Below are 24,877 nucleotides of genomic sequence, written 5' to 3'. Positions count from 1 at the left end.
CGGCTGCTACGTTGACGTCTTCTAACCGCTGAATTTTGGTTTACACCAGAGGATAGACCAAAATGTCACGCCCATTGATACAAAAGCTGTCCAGAAAATCTGGAAAAGATAAATATTCATAAAAATCAAAGTGTTAAAAACAATTAATTGACGCAAAAAAACCACCCCGCTTTCACGAGATGGTGATTTTGCATCAATGCTGCTCCCTGGCGGTGATGATCAGCGTTTCCTTACACTGATAAGGGTGAGCAGGCTAGTCCTTTCACATCCTTTTGCTAATATGGCTCCATGCCTTCCCTGATTACCTATTAGCCTGCTCACGCTTGTTTACTCATTGTGGCTAAAATTGCTGCGAAGCGTTTTTGGCGATTAATTTCACTTAAAAATTAGAATCACAGCATTACTGCTGTAGGTAGTCAGGTTATTGCAGACAACAGGCCAAGCGCCACTTTTAACGCAAAAATATACTATAAACAACACCTTAAAAACAAAAAGCAATACCAGGCTAAGAGACAAACGCCGCTATTTAATGGCTAAAACTGACACATGCGACAAAATCACACGGCCAGCTAGCACTCAAACGATGGGAAATTGATGGCACCAACTGCCTGCAACGATTATTTTTAATGACAGCGTAGCTAAAGTCTCTCTACAAGCGCTCAGCTGATGAGGATTCTTTCGATGAAGCGTGCAATGGCGATCGGTTTATTGATGATAGCGACACTTCTGGTCATAAGTGGCTGCAACACTATTCGCGGCGCAGGCGAAGATATTGAACGAGGCGGCGAAGCTATTCAGCGCTCCGCAGGTAGCTAATGGCAATGATAACTGTTTATCTTTCACACGGCCTGGAAAGCGGGCCTGGTGCCCTGAAGGTGCAAGCGCTAAAAGGGGTTGCTGAGCAGTTTGAGAACTGCGAACCGGTCGTCATGGACTACCGTGGTTTAAAAGAGCCGCAGGAGCGTTTAGAGCATTTACTTGCCGTGATTGATGAACGCAACGACACACTGGCTAACTGTGTTTTAGCGGGTTCCAGTCTCGGTGGATGGTTAAGTGCAGCGGTGAGTGCTCAGGAACCTGTGTTAGGTTGTTTTTTATTAGCCCCTGCTCTTGGCTTGCCAGATTACCCGCAAACCTCAATCACACTGCAAGCACAACACACGCATATCATTCATGGATGGCGAGATGATGTCGTACCGCCTGGCCCTGTCATTGAACATGCCCGCTGTCAGCGACTTTCACTACGCATGATTGACGATGACCATCGCCTGCAGAACAGTCTCGATACAATACTTTCCGATTTCGAGCGGTTTTTAGAGCTGTGTCTTCAATAGTGATGTCTTTAAAAACTATGTCCTTAAAAACTATGTCCTTAAAAACTGTGTCCTTAAAAAACATACCTTTGAAAATAGCGCTCTTAAAGCCGCGCTATTTAGCTCAACATGGATCGCAAACGTACTTCTGATAACGAAGTGTTACAACAAATAGTCGACATACGCCAAACAAAGCTATACAAGTAGTGTACAAACCATAGGAGAATGCTCATGTTTGGTCTATTTAAGCGCGATCCCAAGAAAAAGCTCCAGCAAGATTACGAGCGTAAATTACAGGCAGCAATGGAAGCTTCACGCAATGGTGACATGAGAGCGAACGCGACATTGACGGAAGAAGCAGAAGCTATTCTGACTGAGATCAATCGCCTTAAAGCAGAAGAACGCTAGGACACAACGCCCATGCGCCATCATTTCATCGCTGCCATGGCTCTAGGCTGGCTACCTTTAGCGGCTCATGCTAGCTGCCCTATTCCCGGCCAGTGGTGGCAATCGCAACATGCTGTTGCTAACAGCGCTGTTTTAGCCCAAGCAATACAGCATCAGGTTGTCCTATTGGGCGAGCAACATGATGCCATTGACCACCACCGTTGGCAGTTGCACACCCTAGCGGGGCTTTACGCGCTGCGTGACGATATGGTTATCGGGTTAGAAATGCTGCCCCGGGAAGCGCAACCCGTGCTCGATGATTGGGTTGCGGGCTTGTTATCCGAAGAAGCGCTGTTGGAACAGTCCGGCTGGGAGGAGAACTGGGGGTTTGATGCTGACCTTTACTTACCCATTCTCCATTTCGCGCGTGTTCAACAGATTCCTCTGATCGCCCTAAACATTACGCCCGAACTGCGTCAGCGCTTAGCTCGTGACGGCTTCAGCAGCGTGCCTGCCGACCAGCGGCATCATATACCTGCACCGCTACCGCCAAGCGCTGGCTATGAAATGCGCTTAAAAGACGTATTTGACCAGCATGCAATGGATGACGACGACCCCGCTATGCTGAAACGCTTTTTACAGGCCCAACTTAGCTGGGACGTCGCGATGGCCGAAGGGCTGGCTAACGCCGCCGTAGAGGGTAAATTGGCCGTTGGCTTAATGGGTTTAGGCCATGTGATTTATCATGATGGTGTGCCCCACCAACTTGATGGGCTAGGGGTGGATCACACCTTCAGCTTACTGCCCTGGTCAACAGAAACCTGTGAGCCACCCGACCCTGCATTAGCAGATGCTGTTTTTGTACTGCCAGCGGCGGAGTAACCGCTAACAGATGGGTTGCGAATAGATTGATCGCGAATAGATTGGTCACTAACAGGTTATTCGTTAAAAGAATGGTCAGTTAGGCATCATCTGCCAGCGCAGGCAGCAGCGTTTTCAATTTACGGGTAAGAGTATTGCGCCCCCAGCCGAGTAATTCGGCGGCTTCTCCTTTGCGTCCACCGGTATGTTTCAGTGCCGTTTCAATCAGAATGCGCTCAAAATCCGGCACGGCTTCCTCCAACAGGTGGGTATGGCCTTCCGCCAGGGCGTGGTCAGCCCAATCCCTGAACGCGGAACGCCAATCGCCATAAACACTACCTTCGGAAGCGTTGACCGAGCGCAGCTCTGGGGGCAAGTCCTCAATGAGAATTTCGCGACCAGAAGCCATTACCGTTAGCCAACGGCAAATATTTTCTAATTGACGAACATTACCCGGCCACGGCAAACGAGTAAGGTGCGCTTCTGCTTCGGGCGTTAACACCTTGATATCTGTGGTCAGCTCTTTGGCAGCTTCCGCTAAGAAATGACGCGTTAAACGCGGAATATCCTCCCGACGTTCGGAAAGGCGCGGCAGATGAACGCGAATCACGTTTAAGCGGTGGAACAAGTCCTCCCGGAACCGCCCATCGTCAACTAACGATTCTAGGTTCTGATGGGTAGCAGCAATAATACGTACATCGACTTTTACAGGCGTATGGCCGCCCACGCGATAGAATTCACCATCCGCTAACACACGTAGCAAGCGCGTTTGCGTTTCAGCGGGCATATCACCAATTTCATCGAGAAACAGCGTTCCGCCGTTAGCCTGTTCAAAGCGACCTTGGCGCTGTTGTGCTGCCCCTGTAAACGCGCCCTTCTCATGGCCGAATAGTTCGGACTCAATCAAGTCCCGGGGAATCGCTGCCATGTTCAGCGCAATAAACGGCTTGCCCGCTCGTGGGCTATGTTGATGGAGCGCCTGAGCAACACGCTCTTTACCGGTGCCAGACTCACCGTTAATTAACACCGTGATGTGGGAGTGGGAAAGCCGCCCGATGGCGCGAAACACTTCCTGCATAGCAGGTGCTTCACCAATAATCTCAGCACTCAACCCTTCCGGCACGCTGACCGGGCGCTGACGCTCTCTTGCATGAGCGACCGCACGACGCACCAGCGCCAGCGCTTCGTCCACATCAAAGGGTTTCGGCAGGTATTCAAAGGCACCCCCTTGGTAAGACGCCACGGCACTGTCGAGATCCGAATGCGCGGTCATCACAATCACAGGCAGGTCAGGGTGTGCATCACGCACCCGGGACATTAAATCCAGCCCATCAATGCCGGGCATACGAATGTCAGTCACCAGGACATCCGGTGGATTTTCTAACAGTCGCTCCAGCGCGGTATCGGCGCGTTCAATACACTCTATATCCAGGTCTGGCTGCGCTAAGGCCCGCTCTAATACCCAACGGATGGCGCGGTCATCATCGACAATAACCACTCGTGCTACATCGGTTTGTGTCGCCTCAGTCATGACGCTTCTCCGGTGAAATTAACAACCAATGGAATCAGTAAACGAAATTCGGTATGTCCTGGGCGTGAGTCGCATTCGATCAATCCTTGATGTTGGTGCAAAATCGATTGAGCAATTGATAGCCCCAGGCCGCTACCTTCAGCGCGCCCAGACACCATGGGATAGAAAAGCGTTTCACGTAACGTTTCAGGTATGCCAGGGCCATTATCAATAACCCCCACTTCACTGACTAAACGATGGCGTTCAGCCCCCAGCGTAAATTGGCGGCGTGCGCGGGTGCGCAACATAAGCTCCGGCGAAGGCGTTGCTGCATCACTCATGGCCTGTACCGCGTTACGTGCCACATTCAACACCGCTTGGATCATTTGAGATTCATCGCCAGAAAGATCCGGCAAACTCGGGTCATAATCACGACGGACCTCAACATGCGGATGCTCGGCAATCAGCAGCGCTCGCACCCGCTCTAACACCTTATGGATATTGACCGGCTCATGTTTGACGATGCGATTGGGGCCCAACATGGAGTCGACCAAATCTCGCAGCCGATCCACCTCTTCCACAATAATATGGGTGAATTCACGTAGTGCAGGATCGTCCAGATCGCGCTCCAATAATTGGGCAGCACCGCGAATCCCGCCCAAAGGGTTTTTAACTTCATGAGCCAAGCCCCGCGCCAACACTTTGATTGTCTCTTGCCGTGTGGTCAGCGCTTCTTCCCGGGAAATCTGCATTAGCCGATCACGGGGCTCTACTTCGAGTAATAGTTCATCGGCTGAAAGCGGGGTCACGGTGTAGTCCACCGTTAATGGCTCGCTGTTCAGCGGCGTAATACGTGCTTCGCGTTGGGTATAGGGATGAAAGGCATCTCGCGCTTTAGCGAGGACATCATCAATACTCTCATCGCCCCCTAACAGCGTGTCTAAACTAATGCCCTGCACACGGCTAAAACTCACCGCTAGCAACGCTTCCGCTGCCGGATTCATCCAGCGAACGCGGAGTTCACCGTCTAGCAGTAAGACTGCGGTGGTGAGGTGTTCAAGTAAGCGCTGGTACATGGCGTATCCTGAAGCGTCGCTGTAAAAAATAGCGTTATCGAGCGTATGAAAGAGAAACTGCAAAAAGCGCGCCAATTGACAACTTGCACGGCTAATGAGCAGGAGGCGAGGATGTAGCGAGCCGTTATAGCGCAGTCCTAGCAGTCAGCTTGTCACTTATTGCACCATTATAGTGCACATGACTCATCGTCAATAAAAATACTCACCGCATCAGTGCGGTGCCGCAGACAGCGCTCTCCCCTTGCAAACAGACCTCTTCAACTCACTATCCAATGGTATAAAAAAACCCCGCCGAAGCGGGGTTTTAGGCCAGTCACACCCGAGGAGGTGGTACTAGCTGCTGTGCTTAGCAATCGCTCTTAACAGCTGTAGTACATATCGAACTCAATCGGGTGAGTGGTCATGCGAATGCGCTCCACTTCTTCCATCTTGAGGTCGATGTATGCATCGATCATATCATCAGTAAACACGCCACCTTCGGTCAAGAACGCGCGGTCTGCATCGAGTGCTTCCAACGCTTGGTCCAGGCTGTTGGCAACGGTCGGTACTGACTTACCTTCTTCAGGCGGCAGGTCGTACAAATTTTTATCCATGGCATCGCCAGGATGTATCTTATTCTTAATACCGTCGATACCCGCCATCAGCAGAGCTGCGAACGCCAGGTAGGGGTTAGCAGTTGGGTCAGGGAAACGTGTTTCAACACGCTTACCTTTCGGGCTCGCGGTGTACGGAATACGGATAGAGGCAGAACGGTTGCGAGCGCTGTAGGCCAACATAACCGGCGCTTCAAAGCCTGGCACCAAACGCTTATATGAGTTGGTAGACGCGTTAGTGAAGGCGTTCAGAGCACGAGCGTGCTTGATCACACCGCCAATGTAGTAAAGCGCCATTTCAGAAAGCCCAGCGTACTCGTCACCCGCGAACTGGTTCTGACCATCTTTCCAGAACGACTGGTGTACGTGCATACCAGACCCGTTGTCACCAACAAGCGGCTTCGGCATGAACGTAGCGGTTTTGCCGTAAGCGTGAGCCACGTTGTGGATCACGTATTTCATTTCCTGAACTTCGTCAGCTTTCTTCACCAACGTGTTGAATTTAACGCCGATTTCGTTCTGACCCGCGTTAGCAACCTCGTGGTGGTGAACCTCAACGGTCTGGCCAATCGCTTCCAGGGTGTTACACATTGCACCACGAATGTCATGGAAACTATCAACCGGGGGAACCGGGAAGTAGCCGCCTTTAACGCGCGGGCGGTGCCCCAAGTTACCGCCTTCTACCTGATTACTGGTCGCCCAAGCGCCTTCATCAGAGGTAATTTTGTACATGGAACCCTGAATGTCAGATTTCCAATGGACTTCGTCGAAAATGAAGAACTCAGGCTCAGGGCCAAAGAAGGCGGTGTCGCCCAGGCCGGTGGACTGCAGGTAAGCTTCTGCGCGCTTGGCAATAGAACGCGGGTCACGGTCATAGCCCTGCATAGTGGCAGGCTCGATGATATCGCAACGCAGGATCAGGGTAGCGTCTTCGGTGAAGGGGTCGAGGAAACCAGTACCATCTTCAGGGCGAAGAATCATGTCGGATTCGTTGATGCCTTTCCAGCCCTCGATAGAGGAACCATCGAACATCTGACCATTTTCGAAAAACTCTTCATCCACGTCCCGTGCCGGTACGGTGACGTGCTGCTCTTTACCGCGCGTGTCGGTGAAACGCAGATCTACCCATTTAACATCATGTTCTTCGATTAGCGCGAGAGTCTTGGCTGACATAGTGTCCTCCGGTATGAACGTGGCTTAAGCTTGTGACAGTAAGCTACCGATAAAAGAGTTATTAAACAAACCGGCTATCGTTGTAGCACGCCGAGAGGCATCTGCCTACGACCCGCTAGCCGCTGCCTAATACTAAGCACGGAACATGCCAACCTTGCACCAATATGGCATAAAAAAACAACAAGCAGTTGTTTTATAAAAGATAAAAAATAAAATACTGTGCTTCTTCATGTAGCATAATGCTCTACGAAAGAACGAACTTAGCCCTAAAAAGGCACTTAGCTCAGAAAAACGCACCAATAAAGACCAACCAGAGGCCCACAAGCACCAACATGGTGCATATAAAGCATCTATTATTTTCCTCATCACTGTAAACTTTAGCTTGATACCAAAAGAAACTCACACCTACAATTGATTACAAACAGATAGATTTAATAACAAACAGGTTTCACAACACAGGAAGCCACTCACATGGGCACGGTCTGCTTTATTGTTGATGCGTCAGTCACAGGTGCCCTTTTACCACGTCACCTGCGCGCTATTCGCCAAACAGCCTTTGCAGACCACACACTTCCCATTATCGTGACCAGCGCCACCACCGATCCACGCATTCCGGACATTGAGCAACGCTACCGCGTACACTTTCTCGTTACCCCTTCTCAGCCACTGGGCGCAAGAATCAATCAAGCAGCATATCTCAGCCAAGCTGATTGGTTGCTGATTGCAATGCAGCAACGGCCGCTAGCAGCCAAACTATGGTGTCTACTTTATCCCCAGCTAGACACGTACACGCTGGATGCTTTTTTGATTGGCAGCGAACCACCCCGCTTATCCGAACGACTACTCCAGTGCTTTTTAGGCGCAGGCGTCGCTGTTCCTCCCTACATAGCAATCAGGCGCACGTGGTTAGAACGCTTAGGCGGCTTAGACCCAGAGCTAGATGAAGCAGCGCTTGCTGATTTACTACAGCGCCTTTACGCATGCCCTACCCGTTTACAAACGTTCAGCCTGGAAGCATCAGGGCTTACCCGTGACTCGCCATCAAGGAGTAACAAACCCTACCGACCTCCCCCCAACTCGCATACGGATACTTAACGTCTCTTATGGCTTAGGATATCTTGCTGGCTAAATGTTCAAACGCTTGCCAAATAGCATTGCTCCCGTCGTCGTAGTGTTAACCATATTATTCAGCACAATCGAGCAAATACCACCGACGAGAATTAACAGCACGGCATAGATCATAAGCGGCAACCTGGAAGGCCCCACGACAGCATCGGTTAACGCGAAAAACATAGGGTGGGCCAAATAAATACCAAACGAGTACGCATTGATATAACGCACCCAGCGTGGCGCTTTACGACCTTTTAAGTAATGCATTAACCAAAGTGTAAACAGCACAAAGAAAGGTATTACCCACACTTCTTTTGAAGAAAAAACTATCCAACCAGCGAATGTGAGTGCAACGATCAACACCACAAACCCAATTAGCCAATAGGGCTGCGCTAGCCTTTGCAGCCATTTAGGTTGCTCAAACGGATCGGCCTGAGGGGCCAGCGGGTAATAGCGAACTAACACCAGCGCCAGAAAAAACAGATATATCCACCCCAACGGCGCAATCCATAACAGATATCCAGGCGGCTCAACGTCCAACCAATACGCCAACCCCCAGTATGCCATGCTAACTAAGCACCCACCCCAGAGCCACGGCACAGGATTAAAGCGCCACAACCGGAAGTGGGTATAGCACCAATAAGCCGCGTAAAACTGCATGGCAATAATCAAAAAATAGCCATGCCATCCCGCATAAATAAAATACTCTTTAGCATTGTTTATAAAACCGACAGGGTTATCGCTATTCGCTAACCGCACCCACTCTGCCGTCGAGTAAATAAAGCCGTACACCAAATAAGGCAGCATGACGTATTTAACACGCTGAAGAAGAAAACCAGGAGGTACTTGTTTATCGTATCGAACGGCAAAAACAAACACCGAGATAAACAAAAATATGGGCGTACCCAGCACCAGAGGAAGTCGCATTAGATCGGTGACTACATTATCAACGCGCTGATTCAAGTGATCCAACCAATGAAACAGGAATACCGCGATACACCCGTAAGCACGCAGCCAATAAATCTCCTCGATTTTTTGCATCCGCTCCCTCTCTGCTTCCTTGGCATCAGTCCGTTGGCTGCTACCTTCAGTAAATTGAACAGGGACTCACTCTGCGTTGTCCGACTACTGCAACGCCATTAAATTCCGGGAGGCTTCGTGTTTGGAACATCAACAGCAAGACCCGTTACCCTGCTAATACGACATATTACGGGCCTAGTGAGTTGGCTTTTCTTAAGCACTCACGCCTTAGCTGGCGATGTTTCCTACCAACAGTTTTTCTCGCCCACCTTAGGCCATGACTACCCTTATACCGTGTATTTACCCGATAACTATGACACGGATGCGTCTACGCCTTACCCAGTGGTTTATTTACTTCATGGATCGTTTGGAAACGAGAAAGACTGGGTGACACGGGGCAAACTCCCCCAAACAGCTGACCGCTTAATCGCAGCAGGCCACCTGCCACCGATGGTATTTATCATGCCAGGCAGCCGTAGTTGGTGGGTAGATGGATACAACGAGGCAGCGCGTAGTGCTTTCTTTAAAGACTTACTGCCGCATATTGAAAGCACCTATCATGTCGGCAGTGAACGCCACTTGCGAGGCGTTGCAGGATTGTCTGCCGGCGGTTACGGCGCGCTTAATTTTGCCCTAGAGCGCCCTGAGCTGTTCGCAGCCGTTGCCGCCCTGAGCCCGGCCAGTTACGCACCAACGCCGCCTGCTAATTCATCGGCACGCCGCCACCCAGCGTTTTTAAATGAACAAGGTCTATTTGACCGCGAACGCTGGGAAGCTCTTAATTACACGGCTCACCTAGAGGATTACCGGCTACACGTCACTCCACGAACAACCGGAGAGCGTGATATGTCGCCAGTGCCGCTTTATATCAGTGCAGGGCGCAGCGATGTTTACGATGCAGAGTTTCACGCCCGTCTGTTGCGCCAAACGATGGAGCGCATTCAGCCAGGCGACGTGCGACTTGACCTTTACCCGGGTGGCCACACCTGGCGCGTATGGCGAGCCAGCCTGCCTGCCGCCCTAAACTTCATGTTTCAGCATATCGATCAACCTGCCGCTGGCTCTGTTGAGACAAGCACTGCTGAATAAAGCATCACTATCGCTACGTCCGCAGAATTTGGCTCGATCACGCCAACGCACACTACACTTAAACATCACGCTATATGATACCGCTCAACAAAAGGACACTGACAATGCATCAGCATATCGAATGGGACGAACCTGGCAGCGCAAGCGTTGTAGAGTTTTTTAAGAATGACCCCGACCACACTCCGCCCTACCCAGGCGCCATGCTCTCCGCCCGTTATCTAGGCCGCATTGTGCGGGTAAAAGTAGAAGCCTATCGTGAAGAAGATGCCGTCAGCATCGGCAGCGTTGCCGCCATTCTTGACCGTCACGGGCAGCATCACGAATCCCACCACAAGCTTAACGTAGGCGATATTGTCCGACTTCCCGATGACAAACGCGCTATGGAACGCTGGGAAGAGGACGATACAGAGTAACCACCATCACAAACTACGAAAGCAAGGCGCGCCCTTTAAAGGGCGCGCCTTGCCAAACCGTATGAAAAATTCACCCTGCTTTCTGAATTTCTACCGAATGCGGGTAAGGTATTGAAACACCTTGCTTATCAAAAGCCTCTTTGACAGCTTTCGTCATATCAAATTTCACATCCCAATAATCCGCAGCATCGACCCAAAGCCGCACGGTAAGGTCCACACTACTGGCCCCCAGGTTAGTGACTTTTATCCAAGGCGCGGGATCACCATGGATACGGTTGTCAGCCTCGGCCAGCCCCCTGATGATCGCCATGGCCTGATCTGCATCATCGTCATAACCAATCCCGAACTCAAGATCAACACGGCGTGTCGAGTGATGAGAGAAATTAGTGATAATAGCCCCCCAAGCCTGCCCATTAGGCACAATAATTTGCACGTTGTCAGGCGTCACTAACTCGGTCACGAACAGATTGAGATCCTTAACCGTACCGGATGTGCCCCCAATATCCACAAACTGACCCAGCTTGTAAGGACGAAACATAATCAGCATAAACCCCGCCGCTAAATCACTGAGCGTGCCCTGTAACGCCAGGCCAATAGCCAACGTGGCAGCCCCCAACACAGCAACCAGTGAGGTAGCCTGAATACCAAACAGGCCGAGTACCGTAATCAATACAACCAGTAGAATGACCCACTTCACCAAGGCTGCAAGGAAGTTGCCCAGAGTTGGGTCTATACGAGGTATCGCATTCACCCGCTTACGCACTAAGCTGCTGACTACCCCTGCGACAATCCAGCCCACAATCAACACCAACAATGCTTTCACGGCATTGATGATCAAAGGAACATAAGCCCCAAATTGCTCAAGAAAGTTTTCCACGACGTAATATCCTCTAGATGGCAGTTACCGAAACACACAGCAATTATTATCTTAAAGCAGTTTTATTTTGGAACATTCTCGTCCTCATCATATTTAACAATTCAAGCACTATCGTGCTAATAACGCCGAAACTGAGAGAGTATTCACAACTGTTGAGCGCTGAATTACCTGGATGGCAACATCTAACTTACTAATTAATGAAGGTAATGCACATTTCGAGTAGCGCGGCGTAAGCGTTAGCGCACCCGCGAAAGCACTGCACAGCGATACCAGTTTCAGGTAGCACCAAAGCGGCCTTGGCGGCAGCGCACGTCTGCTACAATGTAAGCCGTTTTTCTTCCATTTTCTGAGCTGCCTGGGCGGCAGCGCACTTATGGTGCTGTTAAATCCACGTATTATTAATTTTCTGAGCTGCCTGGGCGGCAGCGCACCTACCACTTCCCGCATCGCATACGCAGCGAATTTTCTGAGCTGCCTGCGCGAAGGCCCAGCTCGGGGGAGGTGTTGTTTCTGAGCTGCCTGGGCGGCAGCGCACAGCCCCGGCAGCGCCGCCAACAGCCGCCAATCTTTCTGAGCTGCCTGGGCGGCAGCGCACAAAAGTCTATTGACGCGCTTGAATCGCGATAATTTCTGAGCTGCCTGGGCGGCAGCGCACGTTGTTATTTATATGCTCTATAAAGTCATGATTTTCTGAGCTGCCTGGGCGGCAGCGCACGCTTCTTCTGTGAATAATTTACCTGCCGACCTTTTCTGAGCTGCCTGGGCGGCAGCGCACGGGTGGCGGTAGTACTGGGGGGGATACGGGTGTTTCTGAGCTGCCTGGGCGGCAGCGCACCTAAGCGCTGCTGGTAGTACGTCACGGCGCGATTTCTGAGCTGCCTGGGCGGCAGCGCACGTGTTCCACCGACGACATCTAGCGTCCGTCAATTTCTGAGCTGCCTGGGCGGCAGCGCACTTCTCCTGTTATCACGTATCGGTCGCGGCTTGTTTCTGAGCTGCCTGGGCGGCAGCGCACGTCTTCATCGCACAGCTCATCATTAGCGGGAATTTCTGAGCTGCCTGGGCGGCAGCGCACGGCAATGATTACGCAATCCTTGATGTTCTTGATTTCTGAGCTGCCTGGGCGGCAGCGCACCCTGGCGCAACGGGCAACGGGCACACCGAGGCTTTCTGAGCTGCCTGGGCGGCAGCGCACTGGCGTACAAACACACTAGCCTCGCTATCCCATTTCTGAGCTGCCTGGGCGGCAGCGCACAATTGCTTGACCATCAGGCGACTCAGGCGTCATTTCTGAGCTGCCTGGGCGGCAGCGCACATCGGCATGCACGCTAACTCATTTTTGCAAACTTTCTGAGCTGCCTGGGCGGCAGCGCACATTGACGGCGACATCTCGTCAGTGGTTGATCATTTCTGAGCTGCCTGGGCGGCAGCGCACTGAGCGGTCGCATTGGCCGCACGCAAGCGAATTTTCTGAGCTGCCTGGGCGGCAGCGCACTATGGCTTGATTGGCTATGCCCGCTATTTGCTTTTCTGAGCTGCCTGGGCGGCAGCGCACGGCGTGAGCGCGTTTATTCACCCTGCTGGGCTTTTCTGAGCTGCCTGGGCGGCAGCGCACATCAATAGCGGCGGCGGCTTTCTGTGCTTCTTTTTTCTGAGCTGCCTGGGCGGCAGCGCACGTAGGGGTCGCGTAGTACGCGGGTTCCGATACTTTCTGAGCTGCCTGGGCGGCAGCGCACAATGCAACAATGTTGGAAGGCTCATTAGGATGTTTCTGAGCTGCCTGGGCGGCAGCGCACGTTAGCGTCGAGATACACGGCGATGCCGATAATTTCTGAGCTGCCTGGGCGGCAGCGCACAGGATGCACTTCAAGATGGCCATTTCCGTTCATTTCTGAGCTGCCTGGGCGGCAGCGCACGGTGATAGCAGCGCTAACACGTCATTGGCGGTTTTCTGAGCTGCCTGGGCGGCAGCGCACCTACCCGTTTACCCGCCCCAGTTGCCGCCCCCTTTCTGAGCTGCCTGGGCGGCAGCGCACAGGTTTCTTTATGAGCCTTTGGCGGCCTCTTTTTTCTGAGCTGCCTGGGCGGCAGCGCACAATGGGTGCAAACGTGGAATATGCCGCTGTTATTTCTGAGCTGCCTGGGCGGCAGCGCACTTGTTGGTACCGGTGTTTCGCCTCTTTGTGATTTTCTGAGCTGCCTGGGCGGCAGCGCACAACCCGTTTTCTCCTGAGCGTGGTGAAGTAGTTTTCTGAGCTGCCTGGGCGGCAGCGCACACCCGCTTAGCTAGCTCATGCGCACCCATGTCTTTCTGAGCTGCCTGGGCGGCAGCGCACGCAAAGAACGCCCGCATCGTTGCCATTCTGCCTTTCTGAGCTGCCTGGGCGGCAGCGCACAACCCCATGATCTACGGTAAAGGTTGGATGCTTTTCTGAGCTGCCTGGGCGGCAGCGCACGATGTTTCAAGCGTTTATTACAAGGGCTGTGATTTCTGAGCTGCCTGGGCGGCAGCGCACGTGTCTTCCAATGTACGCGCCGTGCAGTCAATTTTCTGAGCTGCCTGGGCGGCAGCGCACGCGACTTCCTGGCTAGCGGCGTGCGTTTCATTTTTCTGAGCTGCCTGGGCGGCAGCGCACGCGACTTCCTGGCTAGCGGCGTGCGTTTCATTTTTCTGAGCTGCCTGGGCGGCAGCGCACGGATGTTGAGTAATAACGATTATATCGTGGCCTTTCTGAGCTGCCTGGGCGGCAGCGCACGCCTAGGATACGCATTCACCGAAGCCGGGGTATTTCTGAGCTGCCTGGGCGGCAGCGCACGATCATCTTCAACAATGCTTAAATCTGGAAAATTTCTGAGCTGCCTGGGCGGCAGCGCACGTGCAAATGGCGATGAACGCGGCAATGGGGCATTTCTGAGCTGCCTGGGCGGCAGCGCACTACTTCTGCTAAAGAAGTTTCTTTTAAATTTTTTTCTGAGCTGCCTGGGCGGCAGCGCACGCCCGCCGTCTACGCGACTAGCGAGCTTGAATGTTTCTGAGCTGCCTGGGCGGCAGCGCACGAAGTGGCCCGCATTGAGCGTGAACGCCAAGATTTCTGAGCTGCCTGGGCGGCAGCGCACGTTCTGCTGGCGGTACCTTTGGTATTTTTGATTTTCTGAGCTGCCTGGGCGGCAGCGCACTTTCTCCTGTTATCACGTATCTGTCGGTACTTTTTCTGAGCTGCCTGGGCGGCAGCGCACGCGCTTCGGCTTCAGCTTGAGTTATAGGATCATTTCTGAGCTGCCTGGGCGGCAGCGCACTTAGTGATGGTATTGCCATTGTGATCGACATATTTCTGAGCTGCCTGGGCGGCAGCGCACATACTGATGTAAAAGCTAGTATTCTTTCTAATTTTCTGAGCTGCCTGGGCGGCAGCGCACCTTTAGTACATCATCATGTTAGAAAGTTAGTTTTTCTGAGCTGCCTGGGCGGCAGCGCACAAGCCTTAATATCATCATCAGGAGCAGCACCATTTCTGAGCTGCCTGGGCGGCAGCGCACTACAAGACGGTAAGCAAGTGCTTTCGTTCCTTTTTCTGAGCTGCCTGGGCGGCAGCGCACGCAGATTTCCGCGTAACGATGATGCACCAAGTTTTCTGAGCTGCCTGGGCGGCAGCGCACTCTAGCACACAAGATTTGCTGTGATATGTTTCTTTCTGAGCTGCCTGGGCGGCAGCGCACGTCAGCAGTGGCAGCGCGATTAAGCACAGTACTTTCTGAGCTGCCTGGGCGGCAGCGCACTTATGGAGCAAAGTAGTCGGCGCACTGGTGATTTTCTGAGCTGCCTGGGCGGCAGCGCACTATCGCTACCGGTCTTCTATCAAATCTGTTTTTTTCTGAGCTGCCTGGGCGGCAGCGCACCTCTTAATTCTCCCATGGATGCTGCGCCCCCTTTTCTGAGCTGCCTGGGCGGCAGCGCACAACCCAAAAACCGGTTAACCGGTTTGAATAATTTTCTGAGCTGCCTGGGCGGCAGCGCACCAGAATAAGCCGAACATCTCTCAATATCAGCATTTCTGAGCTGCCTGGGCGGCAGCGCACGCTTATTCTGGCTCTTCTGTTCCTTTATCTTTTTTCTGAGCTGCCTGGGCGGCAGCGCACATATCAATTTCTGTAGTAACGTCATCGAGCGATTTCTGAGCTGCCTGGGCGGCAGCGCACACACTGGCGCGGGAAGGGTTGTTTTGAGTATATTTCTGAGCTGCCTGGGCGGCAGCGCACTGACAAATAGCTGTAGCGCCTCCGATGATTGTTTTCTGAGCTGCCTGGGCGGCAGCGCACGTGCTTCTGCTGATGGCCTTGTCGATCCCGATTTTCTGAGCTGCCTGGGCGGCAGCGCACTCTCACTATTCACCAGAGCTATTTGAGTGGATTTTCTGAGCTGCCTGGGCGGCAGCGCACCAGGCAAGAAGCGCTTACAGGAGGAGAAGTACTTTCTGAGCTGCCTGGGCGGCAGCGCACTGTACGACGATGGGGCGAACTAATGCAGATATTTTCTGAGCTGCCTGGGCGGCAGCGCACCCAGCGTGCGCGACCTGTTCGCCATTTTAGTATTTCTGAGCTGCCTGGGCGGCAGCGCACGATTAGCGCGGCTTGAACCTTGGTCTTTACCTTTTCTGAGCTGCCTGGGCGGCAGCGCACGAGCCGATAAAATATGAATACCGGCTGATAACTTTCTGAGCTGCCTGGGCGGCAGCGCACTAGAGCATATCAAAATTAATGTGCTGATTGTTAAAGAGCTTCGATGGAAAAAAGCGGTATCACCCTTTTTTGAGCGACACCGCTAAGTGGTTGATTATTGGTTGCCTATTTTCATACTGAAAAAAAGGGTCAAAACCACGGCACGGTAGCGTTACTGCTTAAACCATAGTGGTTAAACGCACCCGCCACTGCGTTTTCATGAGCTTTGCTATGTTCTATAAACAGGCTGAATCGCTGTTGAGTAGAACGGCTATTGATCTGTACAAAGGGTAGCTCTATACGCCGTTCAGCCAACTTGGCATAGATCTGCCGTGCCTCATCTTCTGAGATGTTATGCCGTTTAGCGTAGCGTTTTGCGCGGCTTGGACTGCCCGTATTGAACTGCTTGCGCGCCACGTTGATATGCTTCGCTCCTTCAGGCACGGCAAGCAGCTCGCTGACTTGTGTATGGTCGCGCATACCAGTTAGCCAGTCAGCGCCCATCAGTTGCTTCAACCGCGCATGAGGGCCATGCAAACGCAGGTGGTCGCCTAACGTTCGCGCTCGGATACCATGCTTATGACCTGGGAAGCTGACGCCAATATCATTGGCCTCCAGGTCGAAAAGCGCCCGGTGCAACTTGTTGTAAAGCGCGCCCATTAACATCGGCTCTGGAAAATCCGGGTCGGGCCTTAAACGGATATCGATATAGTGATCCATGGCTTACCCCGCTTCGCCGAACACGCCGCCACGGATCAGGGTTGCCATCACAAAGTGCTGGTTCTCCTCAGAAGGCACTTGGTCTTTGATCATCCAGTTATCTAGCAGTGAGTAGAAGTCAGCTTTCTGCTTGGGCTGGCGATACGCTTTGCCCTGGGTGGTCACCGAGCCATAAGGCTCGACAGCAATAGGCCCCAGATCTTCATCGTTTTCATTGGGGTACCAAGTGTCGATGGTACGGATAGCGTTACCCAGCTTCTGCGAATGAATACCGGCAATCTCGCTGACGTGATAAAGCGTTTTGCTCTTGTCGCCACGGCCTCGATCAAGAATCAGCTCTTGAGAAGGAAACACCTCTTGTCCGCTACCCATGCGGACATAAGCCACCACCTCTAGCAGTAAGTGCTGCTCGCCCGCCAACGCGGAGGCGATTACACCCGCAAGTTCTTTAAGCTCAGCGGTGTACTCAAAAGCCCGCAACGAGAGCGACAGTGCATCAAACGTCCACTCTTTGGTGGCTTTGCCTTGAGCCAACTGGCGAATGCTGACCTCGACTTGCTCTGCGCCCATGCGGTTACGCCACAGAAAGCGACCATTAGCGAGGTTATTGGCATAACGATGCGCCAGCTCATCGAAGCCTTGCGCCTGTTTATATTCGGCAACTGCCTGTTCAAGCTTGGCTTGGTACTCAGCGTTATTACAAGCTGAGGGCGTTCCAGCACCGGCCAAAACACGTAGGGTGAAACGTGCAACTAACGTATCCGCATCATGGGGCAACGTGGCTACATCCACCGTTTGCAGGTTGGGATTTTCAATCTGTGCATCCAACTTGGCAGGATCTTGGTCTTTCGCCTTCAAGCGGTTGGAAATCGTGCCGCGCACCGACTTTTCACGCACCACCACCGGCTGCCACTGCTGTTCATCTTGGCGCTTATCCCAATGGCTGGCGTACAGCAGCGCATCGGAAGGGTCGAGCTTGCGCTCAAACGCGAGGACAGAAGCGGTTTTGAGGGTATCGTTTTTAGCCATGATAAAGCTCCTTGTTTACTGTGCTGAGGCGCGAAGGTGATAGTCGTTATTGAGACGGTAGAGGCCCGCTTCTTCGTCGTTATCAACGTACCAAAGCAGGTCTTCAGGTTTCTTCATGCGGTGCGGGCTAACCCATTCCCCCATGGAGTAGAGGCTTTCGACAAAGCGGAACGGGGTCTTGGTATCGCGGGCGTTGGCCACTTCTCCAGGCTTAAAAAGATCAGAAATAGCGCCATAACCCACGGGGATAGGCACCAGCCAGCCGCGATAGGGCCGCTGGGCCTGCCAAACAGGCTTCTCGTTCGGCTCGCCTGCATTTTCTAACGTGCAGTAATGGTTAAGACGAGAAAGGTCTAGCCACGCATCCAGCAAGCTGGCATCGGGGTTGTGCTGTTGCAGCGTTTGAAGGTGCTCGGTGAGGTAATCATCCCGAAGGGTGAGGGCAAAGCCCGGCAGCCAGCGCCGCTTTAAGCGCGCGAACTGCGTTTGACGCCGCTCTTCATCGTCATCAAGCGTGACCCATTGCGGGCGTTGTTTATGGGTTGGCACCGCACGGTTAGGGATGACACTGCCTCCGGCAATGCGCATGCCCGCTACAATCTCTCCGATTTGTTTAGCGATATTCTGATGCTCGCTTTCTACAGAGCCGGTATCAATCGAGAAGATCAGCGTAATATCCAGATGGATACGCCCTTCTTCTACAATCGCTGCCGTACCGCCTGTCTTATCCACCGGATTACGCGTCAAGTGAAAGCCACGGATGTAACCACCCTCAGTGGCCTGGGCTTCAAAGTCATGGCAAATAACCCCAACGCGGTCTAACAAAACGGGAAGACTCGCCCCTGCTAACTTCCGCTCCAGAGCATGCATCAAACCTACAAATGCACTCATGGCAGGAAAGCCCCAGGTCATTGGGCTGGAAATCGCGTTGGCGTTTTGTACACGCAGGCGCGGCAGAACTAGGAGGTTTTTTACTTCACTCATCGTCATCACCTCCTGGCAGGTTGGTTAAGTCTTCCGTTAGGCTTTCCATCCAGCGGCGATCACGATCCTGCAGGCGTTGATGGGTCGCATCGTTCGCGAGCGCTTTCTTCCAGTGGCGGAACTCCACATCACCCAACGGCAGTTTTCCGTCTAACGCGGTATTGAGCCAGCTAGCAAAGCGGTGGCGAATATCGTCTGCCCACTCCACGCTGTTTCGGGCTTCACGAAAAGCGATATCCTCTTCGGCGCGACCAGGGTCTAGCCAATAAATTTCTTCTACTGATAATTCGCACTTTTCATCGTCGCTCCAGCCCGCAGGCAGGCTATGCATCTGCATGGCAAACAGCGCCAGCTCGTCCATCAACATGGCGGTGTAGTCATCGCGCAGGTCGCGGGTATGCATGTCTGACGTAGGGTTCGTTTCAAGAAACTGTTTGAGGTCTTTCACCAGCGAGCGCACGTCTGAACGACTGTCAAAGACGCCAGGGTGAGAGAAAACCGATGCGACTTTCAGTGGTGGGCGAATATCGCGCACATTCCAACTGGGTGGCATGGAAGCTAGTAAATAGTTATTGCCGCCCCGCTCGCTATTCAGCTGCGAGATATTTTGTGGCTTGGTACCACCCATTTTCTGGGCGGCCAAGTTGGGATAACTGTGCACCGAGTGCTCAGCGTATTTGCCTTCCCGTTTGGCTTTACGTGCCTCTTTGGCCTCTTCGCTAAAACGGTCATGGTTAATGGTTTGAAAGACAAGGTGCGCCAGAGAAGTGGCGTAGAGCGGTGCTAGCAGATGGAAGTTCTCAGCGTCATTTTCTACGTCTGCAGCGTCATCCCCCACCAGCCAGTAGAGCTGTTTGCCTCGGGTATGCGAGGCGTGCTCACCACGCGGTTCGGTAATCGCCGCAAAGGCGCTGATCCACGCCTGAGCTTGCTCAGGATTATCGCTTAACGCTTTTGCCAGCTCAGTGTCGTTTTCCAGCGCCCGCTCAAGTAGCGACTTTCCCTCAAATTGCAGCTTCAAGAACTTATAAACATCTAAGGCGGCAGCGTTCCCTACGACATCGCCCGCAAAATCAGCGGGTAGCGTGTGGCTGCCGACAAGAGAGTGGTTATTTAGCGATTCAGGTGGGGCGTAAAGATTGGAGCCTTTGGCATCGGGATGGATAGGCTTGAGGGAGTGGGTGACGACTTGTAGTTGACCGACCCGCTTTGCGGCACTCTCTATCCAGTTATCGAATTGAAACTGCTCAACTAGCGCTTGATACTTAGGATCATCAGAGGCTAGTTTGTCCGCTCTGGTATCGAAACGCTCTTTTAAGAAGGCTTCAATCCCAGAGCGTATTTCTGGCGCTCTACTATTATCTGCCATACATTCTCCTTGTCGTTATCCCACCCTGCTGGCATAGAAATAATGATAAATCACAGCGACCACATCTTTAGTATTCTTTGGTCTGAAGAAGATCAACAGTTTGTAGGTTTATGCTCTCATTTCCCAAGTCTTTCCTGGCTTGCTAATGACAGCTCGGATGCGCTTGCTGGCATCAAAACGCTTGTACACGAAACGCTCGCGGATACTAACGAGCATGCTTAATTTCATTTGCTCCGCCAAAACCCCAACACCGGGTGATACCCCCACCGCTGGCTTCTAGCCGAGGCCGTTACCGTGCCGAAGGTACGGGCGGCGCGATCCAGGGAGATATCCAGGTCTTCAGCCAAGTCGGCCAGAGCTGTTAAGTAGTCGCTTGCGCCCCAGGGTTGTATCCGCTCGCCCTGCTCTTTTGCCAGGTCTACCCGCACCAGAAGACTCTCTTCCACCGGAACGTAGAGTTTTTCACCACGCCTTGCGCCATCGTCTACGCGGTGTAGCGTCCAGGTTTCACCGCTCTCATCAGGCAGCAACGCTAGCGTTATTTCAGATTCGAGCTGCTTGCGAAATGGGTCGCGCTGTATCAATACACCAGTTAAATGCAGTTGCGGCATCACATGCCAGCTATAGGCTCCTAAGGGTGGCGGCTTAGGCGTTTTGCCGATTCGTAGCTCTTTTTTGGTTAACGGCTCGGCGGGCTGTTCGATCATTAGTTGGTGTAGCCGTTCGTGCTCCAGGTCTACCAGGCTATCTTTGGCGTGCAACGTTTCCCTTGCCAGCACACGGGGGCGGGCATCAATCACCTTGTACTCATCTTCCGTTAACAGCTCACTAAGCGAGTGGCTACTCAGACGCCATTGAAGATCTGTTTCAAAGCCAGGTTTGTGGAAGGCAGGCTTTCCAGATTGCTCTAAATGTTTGAGGTTAGTATCGAGCAGCAAAATATTGGGCGATTCACACACCTGCTCGCGGTGTCGGCGTACTCGGCCCGCCAGCTGGATAATCGAGCGCATAGAAGAAGGCTCCACTATGGCCCAATCATAGTCGTGGTCGCGGCCCACCTCCGTCACCGGCGAGCCTAGAACGATAAACAGATGATCCTGCTCCTTGCTGCTATCTAGCAGGCGACGAATATCCGGTTGCTGGAAAACGCGATCAGGCTCCGCCCGTTGCAGTGTTTTGTCTAATCGGCGCTCAATGCTAGAGCGCATCACCAACGGGTGTCGGGAGTGGTAAACGCAGAGGTGGATGCGTACACCTTCCGGCGCGCCCTGCTGAAACAGCGCCCTGGCGACATCCACTAAGGGATCAATATTAGCCATGCGAACCAAGCCAAAGCTGACCCGTTTACCCGAATGTAGGTCAACGGAGTGATGCTGCTGGTGGAGTGCTAGCGCATTCTCACGCAGTAGGGTCGCAATGGCTGGCCTTATCTCTTCAGGGCGTTTGCCCAGCGGCGGCAACGCTAAAATATCCGCGCGGCGGCGTACTGGGCTTTTGGCGAGGCGCTCTAACCGATGCTTGGCAAAGGCCTGATGCGCGGCCTTGAAGGTCTCGCTACTGGCACAGTTTTCATGCTGGCGGTCGTGCTCGTCGAACCAGGCGCAGCAAATATCCACCGTCAAACCCGGTTCGCCCCGGTGACGCTGAAAGGCTTCCCGACCGCTGCGATAGGCTTCATACAAACCTTCCACCAGCGCAGGCGGCAAGGTGGCCGATGACAGCAATACCCGTGAACCTAGCAGCCCCGCCCAATTGACTAGCCGGGTAAGCGCCGGCAGGTCGTTGATATCGAAATCGTCGATTTCGTCGAGCACTAAATCGCTGCTCATCAGGCGCAGCATGGGCACGATCTGCCGCCCGCCGCGTGTGCTTTCCGTGGCAGGCACTAGATGGTCAACGGTACATACCAAAATGGGCGCGGCGATCAGCGCGCGAGTGCCCGGCTCATCGCTCAAACGACGCAGTACCGGGTGGCTATCAAAATTGCCGTCAAACACCACGTGAGCATCTTCTTCGATCAGCGCTTGCTTAGACGCCGAGCCACTAGCTTCGGCTTCTTGCTCGTAGTGTTCAAACAGGGCTTTATTAGCGCTGCCACCCACGCGCACGGCAAGTTCGTCTTCACCCAAATGCAAACGATCACGTAGAGCCTGGCCAGTTTGAAGGGTTAGCGTGCGCAGCCCCAGCGCGATGCTAAAGCGCGCGCCCTGCTGGGGGTCGGCCAGAGCATACATAATACGGCCATTGGCGAGGGTTTTACCGCAGCCGGTGGACGCCATGTTAATGCCAAAAAAGCCTTGGCGCTGGCTGCGCTCCCTTAGCGATTGAGCAAGGTCGAAAGCTTTATCCTGCCAGCGAAAGCGTGGGTGGCTACTGCGCTTACGGAAGCCTTTATGGCGCGCTAAACGGGGTAAGTGGCTGTCTACGCTGGGTAGTGCACGGGCAACCGCTGCCGCGTGTTTCTCAACTCCTAAAATATGCTCGTCTAACGGCTGATTGGGCTGCCCTGTCTTGCGCACGGTATTGGCAATTAACGGATAGTTGGGTTCGCCGCGCACACGATGCTGTAAGTCTTCAAGGCTTGAGTAGTGGTGGTCGGCCAGCATTAAGCTAAGCCGGGCTAAGTGCATAACGTAGCGGCTTTCCAGCAAGTTCCCGCTTTGTGGCAAACGCGCCAGCAGTCGCTTCGCGATTACCGCTGTCCGCTTTTGCCAGCGCGATGTTGTGACAGGCAATCCGCTGCTGAATCGCCAGTAAGGCGCGATGCGTTTAGGGTCTTGCGTCTCAGGAATCTCGTTCCACTCGGCATGAATAGAAGCAAATAAGCCGCCCAGCTGTTCTGCCTGAAGTGGTGAGTTTCCTCTGCCCCAGCGCATTTCTTTTTCACCATCTTTTTCCGGCGGTTTTAAAGGTAGCCGGTGGTGGCTAAGCACCAGCCAACCCAGCACAGCAGCCAGCGGAGGTAAACAACTAAACACTGTAGACGTGGATTTATCTATCCCGTCGCGTTCTAAATTTTCTAGCCACTGCTGTTCTTGGTATTGGCCTTCGGCTAAGCGTGCAAGCCACGTGGCGTCGTCGTCACCCCCTACAAACGCTTGGAATAGGCGTAGTGATATCCACTCATGGCGGTATAAATTACGCCCTTCCAGCTTGCCTTTCAGCCGCTGCTGAAAGGCATCGCAGGCTTTTCCCAGATCGTGGAGTAACGCAGCCATTGCTGTGAGCAATAAAATGTCTTCACCGTTATGCCAGTCGTTTTCATCGCGGCGGCGAAGGATATCTCTTGCAGTGGTATTAGTTGGTACTGCGCCATTGATGTTAAACCGCGACGCATCCCCCACTACCCACATCAGTTCGCTTTGATCGTGGCCACGAATCCAGTGGCAGGCAACAGCGGTATTTTTACGGGCAGTTTTACGCAGCAGTTTGCGCAGCGTATCCAGCCCTGCCTGAGTAATCGGTGTTTGCCAGGTGCGGTCACCGCGGCGTTCGGCAAATTGATCGAGAACACGGCGAGTTTGCTTGAGTGCATTTTTATTGCACTGGGAAATCAGCAGCACGTTCATTACTCGCCGCTCCTCAACTCTTGCCCCAGCTCCTGGGCGACTTCCTTTAGCGTATCAATCATAAAGTCGAGAGATTCGGTGCGCGTTAAGCGCTCAATACATGCTTGGCGAAACTCCTGCTCTTCGTCCCCGCGCATGGCGGAAATAAACGCTTGGGGCAGGATCACCGCGTCTTTCACCAAATCCGCTACATCAAACACCAACCCACCCCGGCGGGTTTTACCGTGCAGTACCGCAAGCCCGTGGGGAATGCCCAATACCCAGGTGGCGGTCGCCGCTAGGCCATAGGCGAGGTAGTTGCCGTGATCAAGAAAGCGGTTGGCAGGATCAGTGCCTGCGCCACGCTTGGCGCGGGTGAAATCACCGTAGTCGACAGCATTCACGGCCAGCTTGAAAAGCGTTTTGGTGAGCCGGGCCTCAAGGGTAAGTAAATCGACGGTGCTCGGTGCTTTGCTGATCGCTTCACGGTGGTGGGCAAGTGCGCTGTGCAGGTGATCAGTGGCAATACTAAAGCCAGCGTCTTTCATCACGCGATTTGTCCAGAGCGCTTCAATGCGAGTAAGGCGTGCCTGCTGAAATGCCCTGGCGGCATCCAGACGCTTGGCATCGTCAAACCAGAAGCGCACCCAATATTGGAGATACTCCGTGGGCCGGTACTCGCTTTGCGGGGTCAGCCAAGCAACATCCACATCGACTTCATTGGCAGCAAATAGTGGCGTGCCGCCACCACCGCAAAACCCAACCAGCACACCTGCCTTGGCAAGTTCACGCATGGCCGCTTGTGTTATCGAAGTGCCCGTTCCCAATAGTAGTGAGGTGGTATTGGCAATGGGGATATTCCAGTAGCGGGATTTGCTGCCTTCGTCGGTGACGTATTCTACGCGGCCACCGTTCACCAATACCCGACAGTGTTGGAGGTAGTAGAGATTGGCACGTTTGGAGTGAAGGATGGTTTTAAGATCTGACGGTGAGAAATCATCCATGACAGCGCTCCTTTTTAGTTTCCTCCCATCTAACCATTCTTTACCCAACCTCGCTATTGACCTTAGTCATACTTAGCCCACACCG

18 protein-coding genes and 1 CRISPR repeat array are annotated in these 24,877 nt (G+C 53.1%); of the genes, 7 read left to right on the top strand and 11 right to left on the bottom strand.

The window, feature by feature from the left end; translation table 11 throughout:
• Positions 1-681 precede the first annotated feature (681 nt).
• From J4377_RS01355 to J4377_RS01340, 4 genes are all read left to right on the top strand, one after another.
• Positions 682-816, top strand: a complete 135-nt coding sequence (locus J4377_RS01355; RefSeq protein ID WP_253486419.1) for an entericidin A/B family lipoprotein — start codon at positions 682-684, stop codon at positions 814-816.
• Between the two features lie 5 nt (positions 817-821).
• Positions 822-1,334, top strand: a complete 513-nt coding sequence (locus J4377_RS01350; RefSeq protein ID WP_084183770.1) for a YqiA/YcfP family alpha/beta fold hydrolase — start codon at positions 822-824, stop codon at positions 1,332-1,334.
• Positions 1,335-1,544: 210 nt separating this feature from the next.
• Positions 1,545-1,721 carry a DUF6435 family protein gene (locus J4377_RS01345; protein ID WP_120385915.1) on the top strand — a complete coding sequence of 59 codons (177 nt, stop codon included), beginning with the start codon at positions 1,545-1,547 and terminating at the stop codon, positions 1,719-1,721.
• A 12-nt stretch (positions 1,722-1,733) separates the two neighbouring features.
• Complete coding sequence (locus J4377_RS01340) at positions 1,734-2,582, top strand: ChaN family lipoprotein (RefSeq protein ID WP_095604393.1); 849 nt, start codon at positions 1,734-1,736, stop codon at positions 2,580-2,582.
• Between the two features lie 79 nt (positions 2,583-2,661).
• Here J4377_RS01340 and glnG read toward each other — a convergent pair whose 3' ends face one another.
• The 3 genes from glnG to glnA form a co-directional block, all read right to left on the bottom strand.
• Entirely contained in the window at positions 2,662-4,092 is a 1,431-nt protein-coding gene (gene glnG / locus J4377_RS01335; RefSeq protein WP_038480486.1) for a nitrogen regulation protein NR(I), read from the bottom strand.
• Positions 4,089-5,147, bottom strand: coding sequence for a nitrogen regulation protein NR(II) (glnL, locus tag J4377_RS01330; protein WP_038480483.1), 1,059 nt, complete (start codon positions 5,145-5,147; stop codon positions 4,089-4,091). The genes glnG and glnL overlap by 4 nt, the downstream gene beginning before the upstream one ends.
• A gap of 359 nt (positions 5,148-5,506) precedes the next feature.
• Entirely contained in the window at positions 5,507-6,913 is a 1,407-nt protein-coding gene (glnA, locus tag J4377_RS01325; RefSeq protein WP_038480480.1) for a glutamate--ammonia ligase, read from the bottom strand.
• Positions 6,914-7,384: 471 nt separating this feature from the next.
• Here glnA and J4377_RS01320 point away from each other — a divergent pair, with 471 nt between their 5' ends.
• Positions 7,385-8,008 (top strand): hypothetical protein, encoded by a 624-nt coding sequence (locus tag J4377_RS01320; RefSeq protein ID WP_253486418.1) that lies wholly within the window; start codon positions 7,385-7,387, stop codon positions 8,006-8,008.
• Between the two features lie 30 nt (positions 8,009-8,038).
• On the opposite strand, the gene J4377_RS01315 is transcribed toward J4377_RS01320, so the two are convergent.
• Positions 8,039-9,064: an acyltransferase family protein gene (locus J4377_RS01315; protein ID WP_038480474.1), complete on the bottom strand. Its 1,026-nt coding sequence runs from the start codon at positions 9,062-9,064 to the stop codon at positions 8,039-8,041.
• Between the two features lie 117 nt (positions 9,065-9,181).
• On the opposite strand from J4377_RS01315, the gene J4377_RS01310 reads away from it, so the two are divergent.
• Positions 9,182-10,132: an esterase family protein gene (locus tag J4377_RS01310; RefSeq protein ID WP_253486417.1), complete on the top strand. Its 951-nt coding sequence runs from the start codon at positions 9,182-9,184 to the stop codon at positions 10,130-10,132.
• 104 nt (positions 10,133-10,236) lie between these two features.
• Complete coding sequence (locus J4377_RS01305) at positions 10,237-10,545, top strand: hypothetical protein (protein ID WP_038480470.1); 309 nt, start codon at positions 10,237-10,239, stop codon at positions 10,543-10,545.
• A gap of 70 nt (positions 10,546-10,615) precedes the next feature.
• Here J4377_RS01305 and J4377_RS01300 read toward each other — a convergent pair whose 3' ends face one another.
• The 7 genes from J4377_RS01300 to cas1f all read right to left on the bottom strand — a co-directional run bounded on the left by J4377_RS01300 (position 10,616) and on the right by cas1f (position 24,792).
• Positions 10,616-11,422 (bottom strand): mechanosensitive ion channel family protein, encoded by an 807-nt coding sequence (locus J4377_RS01300; protein WP_253486416.1) that lies wholly within the window; start codon positions 11,420-11,422, stop codon positions 10,616-10,618.
• Between the two features lie 507 nt (positions 11,423-11,929).
• A CRISPR array of direct repeats spans positions 11,930-16,159; the repeat unit is 28 nt; unit sequence TTTCTGAGCTGCCTGGGCGGCAGCGCAC.
• 129 nt (positions 16,160-16,288) lie between these two features.
• Positions 16,289-16,858, bottom strand: coding sequence for a type I-F CRISPR-associated endoribonuclease Cas6/Csy4 (gene cas6f / locus J4377_RS01295; RefSeq protein WP_038480464.1), 570 nt, complete (start codon positions 16,856-16,858; stop codon positions 16,289-16,291).
• Between the two features lie 3 nt (positions 16,859-16,861).
• The gene (gene csy3 / locus J4377_RS01290; protein ID WP_038480461.1) at positions 16,862-17,887 is read right to left on the bottom strand and encodes a type I-F CRISPR-associated protein Csy3; all 1,026 of its coding nucleotides are present in this window, start codon (positions 17,885-17,887) and stop codon (positions 16,862-16,864) included.
• Between the two features lie 15 nt (positions 17,888-17,902).
• Entirely contained in the window at positions 17,903-18,871 is a 969-nt protein-coding gene (gene csy2 / locus J4377_RS01285; RefSeq protein WP_253486415.1) for a type I-F CRISPR-associated protein Csy2, read from the bottom strand.
• Entirely contained in the window at positions 18,864-20,240 is a 1,377-nt protein-coding gene (csy1, locus tag J4377_RS01280) for a type I-F CRISPR-associated protein Csy1 (protein WP_038480455.1), read from the bottom strand. Before csy1 ends, csy2 begins: the two co-directional genes overlap by 8 nt.
• A gap of 224 nt (positions 20,241-20,464) precedes the next feature.
• A complete protein-coding gene (cas3f, locus tag J4377_RS01275) occupies positions 20,465-23,809 on the bottom strand; it encodes a type I-F CRISPR-associated helicase Cas3f (protein ID WP_253486414.1) in 3,345 nt (1,114 codons plus the stop codon).
• The gene (gene cas1f, locus J4377_RS01270) at positions 23,809-24,792 is read right to left on the bottom strand and encodes a type I-F CRISPR-associated endonuclease Cas1f (RefSeq protein ID WP_198349554.1); all 984 of its coding nucleotides are present in this window, start codon (positions 24,790-24,792) and stop codon (positions 23,809-23,811) included. The genes cas3f and cas1f overlap by 1 nt, the downstream gene beginning before the upstream one ends.
• Positions 24,793-24,877 lie beyond the last annotated feature (85 nt).

The sequence above is a fragment of the Halomonas sp. XH26 genome (assembly GCF_024138895.1).
Lineage (GTDB): Bacteria > Pseudomonadota > Gammaproteobacteria > Pseudomonadales > Halomonadaceae > Vreelandella > Vreelandella alkaliphila.
Note: the sequence above shows the minus strand (reverse complement) of the source record. Positions and strands in the feature narration are given on the sequence as shown.